We start from the raw sequence: 3,806 nt of genomic DNA, 5'->3' as shown, positions 1-3,806 counted from the left end.
ACAAACAGCACCCCGTTCTTTCGGAGGTGATATGGCTAAACGTATGCAAGATAAAGAAAGCATTGCCGGAGTGTCATGGCTGATTGTCCTTGCTCTGTCATGCTGGGGCGGCCTGGTCCGATACCTTATTGACGTTAAGCAGAACAAAGCCACCTGGAGCTGGATTAATGCGCTGGCACAAATTGCAGTGTCCGGCTTTACCGGTCTCATTGGTGGCCTAATCAGCGTAGAAAGTGGGCTGAGCCTTTACATGATTCTGGTTACGTCAGGCATTAGCGGGGCGATGGGCTCCGTGGCTCTGACCTATTTCTGGGAACGTCTGACGGGGATGAAGAATGCAAACCAGTGATAAAGGAATTGCCCTGCTCAAAGAGTTCGAAGGCTGCAAGCTTACCGCGTACCAGGACAGCGTTGGCGTCTGGACGATCGGCTATGGCTGGACTCAGCCTGTCGACGGGAAACCAATCCGCGCCGGGATGACGATTAATCAGGAAACGGCAGAGCGTCTGCTGAAGACAGGACTGGTCAGCTACGAAAGCGACGTTTCCCGCCTGGTTAAAGTCGGCCTGACTCAGGGGCAATTCGACGCCCTGGTGTCGTTCACGTATAACCTCGGTGCCCGGTCACTGTCGACATCGACCCTTCTGCGAAAACTCAACGCTGGTGATTACGCTGGTGCAGCCGATGAGTTCCTGCGCTGGAATAAAGCTGGTGGGAAGGTGCTGAATGGGCTGACACGTCGGCGGGAGGCAGAGCGGGCTCTGTTCCTATCATGATTGGCGCGCTGGTTAAGCGTTACTGGCTGCAGCTGCTGGTGGTGGCGTTAATCGGTGTGCTGGCGTTCTTCGTAAACCACTACCGCGACAACGCCATCACCTACAAAGACCAGCGCGACAAGGCGACGGTCAGGGCAGAAACATCAGAGGCGATCACCAACAACGTGATCACCACGATGAACCTCATCCGTGACATCTCACAGGCTACCCAGAATGCAAAGAACGAACTGGCCAAAAAAGGCGAGACGCGCATTGTCTACATCAGGCAGGCGCTTGAAGGCGATCCGTGCGCTAACCAGCTTGTTCCTTCTGCCGCTGCTGACAGCCTGCGGGAATACGCAGACAGTTTACGTTCCGGCCCCAGTGGTGCCGATAAGCGCTGACCTGACCGCAGACACGCCGATCCCCGGAATGGTGGTTCCGTTCACGTGGCAGGCAAGTCTGGAGTTAAACACTCAGCTCTATACGGCGCTGGGTCAGTGCAATCTGGATAAGGCAGCAATCAGGAAAATCGAATCATCAAGAGCCTCGCAATAGCGGGGCTTTTTTACGCCTGCAGTAAACCCGCGCATTCTCGTGCGCATATCAACCAAGAGCCTTTCGGGGTAGAGCTTGAGATAGGGCAGTGGTAACGCTGACCGCTCTTGGGCTGCCCATATCTACGAGAACAGGCTCAACCACCAAAAGGTATCAGCGAAATGAAATCATTAACCCTCTTCAATCAACCAATCCGTGTCGGGGAAGACGGCATGATATGCCTCACCGATATGTGGAAAGCCAGTGGCAAAAGTGATGCTGAGTCGCCTTACCACTATCTGCGAAACAAGCAGACAAAAGAGTTCCTGGCCGAGCTGGAGAAAAACCACGAATCTGTGGTTTTCACTGAGCGCGGTGTACACGGTGGAACATATGGCGGGAAGTTTGTTGCTTACGATTATGCGGCTTGGTTAAACCCCGGGTTCAAGTACGCGGCCTATAAAGTCCTCGATGACTACTTCACTGGAGAACTTCAGCATCGCAACAGCTTAAGTGCGCAGCTCAACATGAAGTGTCATGAGTTTGACCAGAAGAAGGACATGGCGAGCTTCTGCGGGCAAGGCCTCGCTGCATGGCGCTATACAAAGCCTGTGCTGGTAGCTGAGATTAATACCCTGGCTAACCAGCTGCAGATTACGATCCCAGGGCTGCCGGGATGAGTAATCGCATCATCGAGTGCGCCTCCAGAGCGGGGCGCGACTTCTCAGAGTTCATGAAAGGCGAGAAGGGCATGATGGAAGCGCTTGCCTCGGTGGATCAGTTTGGCGAGCAACTGCGCCTCAACGGTTGCGTCAATCATCACTTTGTTAGCTACATGATGCGGAACTCGATCATGCAGGCATTCATGGACATGGCAAACGCCGAGAAGAAAGAAGAGCGCCGCCGTAAGCGAGCGGAAACAAAAGCAAAGGCTAAGTAGCCATTACAGAAGCTCTTCACCGAGGGGCTTCGATAATGATCTGTGTAACCCCGCAAGGATGGTAATCACATCTTGCTGACGGGTAAGCCGTAAGTGGCTAAGCACTTCTGATAAGCAGGGCAACCGCTGCGACAAGGCAAAGAGGTAATCATGTCCGACATCTACCAAATCACGCTAACCACCCAAACAGGCGAAACCTTCACGGGCAAGATGTCACGACGTCAGCCTGAGCTGGTTAACGGCTTTGTGCCACTGGCAACAGAGACGGGGCAGTGGTTGTATTTCGCTCCTGCCGATGTAAAGCGCGTGGAGTTCACGCCGGTACCGGAAGAGCAGACCGAACAAACAACGGAGTAACCAATGAGCAAACCAGATTGGGAGGCCATTGAATCGGCTTACCGGGCTGGTTCATTGTCAGTAAGGGCTATTGGGGAAAAGCATGGCGTTAACCACGCCACCATCCTAAAGAGAGCAAACAAAGAAGGGTGGCAGCGAGATCTGACAGAAAAGGTCAGGGCGGCAACGAAAGCCAAGGTAACCAAGTCGGTAACCAAAGACGGTAACCAGTCACCAGTGGTTACTGATGAGCAGATTATTGACCAGGCATCCGATGAAGCGGCCGCTGTAGTCATGGCTCATCGGGAAAGTTTGGCGGCATGGCGCGGCATCACTAATAAGCTACGCGACTTCCTCGAAGATGCAGATATCACGGAAGAAAACCACGCCTCAATGTCTCGCTCGATCACTGCCGGTGTTGATGCTCAAATCAAAGTGATAAACGCTGAGCGCAAGGCGTACAACCTCGACACCGAGGAAGGCAATAAGACGGTTGATGACCTGTCTAACCTGATGGATTCATTGTCTCAGGGGGCGTAATGAAACCTGAGCACCTCAAGCTGCTGGCTGATAAAGACTGGCGGCTGAACAATCTTTACTGGATCACCGACAAAGAGGGAAAGCCGACGCGGTTCAGGATGACGCCTGAGCAGCGCGAGTACTTCGAGGGGATCCACACCCGTAACATCATCCTGAAAGCTCGTCAGCTCGGTTTCACAACTGAGGTGTGCATCATCCAGCTCGACGCAGCCCTGTTCGAGTCGGCTAAATGCGCGCTGATCGCCCATACGCTGAATGACGCAAAGCGCCTGTTCCGCGAAAAGGTGAAGTACGCATACGACAAGCTGCCAGCAGAGATAAAGGCGGCCAACCCGGCGAGCAATGACTCGTCTGGTGAGCTGGTCTTTAAGAAGGGCGGCTCGCTATACGTCAGTACGTCGTTTCGTGGTGGTACGCTGCGCTACCTTCACGTTTCCGAGTTTGGAAAGATATGCGCCAAGTATCCGGACAAAGCCCGTGAGATCGTCACTGGTGCGTTTGAGGCGGTATCGACGGGATGCTTCGCTACTATCGAGAGCACGGCAGAGGGACGGGCGGGTTACTTCTTTGATTACTGCCAGACGGCAGAGAAAGCGTTGCTACAGGGCAAACCCTTATCCGCGCTGGACTGGAAGTTTTTCTTCTTCTCCTGGTGGAAGAACCCGCAGTACGCAATCGACCCGGTAGAGTCTCTGCCG

At 53.8% G+C, this 3,806-nt stretch carries 7 protein-coding genes and 1 pseudogene; all 8 read left to right on the top strand.

The window, feature by feature from the left end; all coding sequences use genetic code 11:
• Positions 1–43: 43 nt before the first annotated feature.
• Entirely contained in the window at positions 44–349 is a 306-nt protein-coding gene (locus APU11_RS17450; protein WP_122008274.1) for a phage holin family protein, read from the top strand.
• Positions 336–776 (top strand): lysozyme, encoded by a 441-nt coding sequence (locus tag APU11_RS17445; protein WP_058650878.1) that lies wholly within the window; start codon positions 336–338, stop codon positions 774–776. The genes APU11_RS17450 and APU11_RS17445 overlap by 14 nt, the downstream gene beginning before the upstream one ends.
• Complete coding sequence (locus tag APU11_RS17440) at positions 773–1,159, top strand: DUF2570 domain-containing protein (protein WP_058650876.1); 387 nt, start codon at positions 773–775, stop codon at positions 1,157–1,159. The genes APU11_RS17445 and APU11_RS17440 overlap by 4 nt, the downstream gene beginning before the upstream one ends.
• Before the next feature lie 315 nt (positions 1,160–1,474).
• On the top strand, positions 1,475–1,972 hold the full coding sequence (locus APU11_RS17435) for a KilA-N domain-containing protein (protein ID WP_058650874.1): 498 nt from the start codon (positions 1,475–1,477) through the stop codon (positions 1,970–1,972).
• A complete protein-coding gene (locus APU11_RS17430) occupies positions 1,969–2,232 on the top strand; it encodes a hypothetical protein (RefSeq protein WP_058650872.1) in 264 nt (87 codons plus the stop codon). Before APU11_RS17435 ends, APU11_RS17430 begins: the two co-directional genes overlap by 4 nt.
• A gap of 150 nt (positions 2,233–2,382) precedes the next feature.
• Positions 2,383–2,589, top strand: a complete 207-nt coding sequence (locus APU11_RS17425) for a hypothetical protein (RefSeq protein ID WP_032647547.1) — start codon at positions 2,383–2,385, stop codon at positions 2,587–2,589.
• 3 nt (positions 2,590–2,592) lie between these two features.
• Positions 2,593–3,108, top strand: a complete 516-nt coding sequence (locus APU11_RS17420; protein ID WP_039025437.1) for a hypothetical protein — start codon at positions 2,593–2,595, stop codon at positions 3,106–3,108.
• Positions 3,108–3,806: pseudogene (locus tag APU11_RS17415) on the top strand (terminase); the annotation flags it as partial. The gene APU11_RS17420 and the pseudogene APU11_RS17415, both read left to right, overlap by 1 nt.

It is taken from the genome of Enterobacter sp. 50793107 (assembly GCF_001463365.1).
Taxonomy (GTDB): domain Bacteria; phylum Pseudomonadota; class Gammaproteobacteria; order Enterobacterales; family Enterobacteriaceae; genus Enterobacter; species Enterobacter cloacae.
The sequence above is the reverse complement of the archived record's forward strand: the minus strand, read 5'-3'. Positions and strand labels throughout refer to the sequence as shown.

Excerpts from the sequence above, each read along its gene's own strand:
- APU11_RS17450 (WP_122008274.1), top strand. The coding sequence starts at position 44 with ATGCAAGATAAAGAAAGCATTGCCGGAGTGTCATGGCTGATTGTCCTT.
- APU11_RS17445 (WP_058650878.1), top strand. The coding sequence starts at position 336 with ATGCAAACCAGTGATAAAGGAATTGCCCTGCTCAAAGAGTTCGAAGGC.
- APU11_RS17440 (WP_058650876.1), top strand. The coding sequence starts at position 773 with ATGATTGGCGCGCTGGTTAAGCGTTACTGGCTGCAGCTGCTGGTGGTG.
- APU11_RS17435 (WP_058650874.1), top strand. The coding sequence starts at position 1,475 with ATGAAATCATTAACCCTCTTCAATCAACCAATCCGTGTCGGGGAAGAC.
- APU11_RS17430 (WP_058650872.1), top strand. The coding sequence starts at position 1,969 with ATGAGTAATCGCATCATCGAGTGCGCCTCCAGAGCGGGGCGCGACTTC.
- APU11_RS17425 (WP_032647547.1), top strand. The coding sequence starts at position 2,383 with ATGTCCGACATCTACCAAATCACGCTAACCACCCAAACAGGCGAAACC.
- APU11_RS17420 (WP_039025437.1), top strand. The coding sequence starts at position 2,593 with ATGAGCAAACCAGATTGGGAGGCCATTGAATCGGCTTACCGGGCTGGT.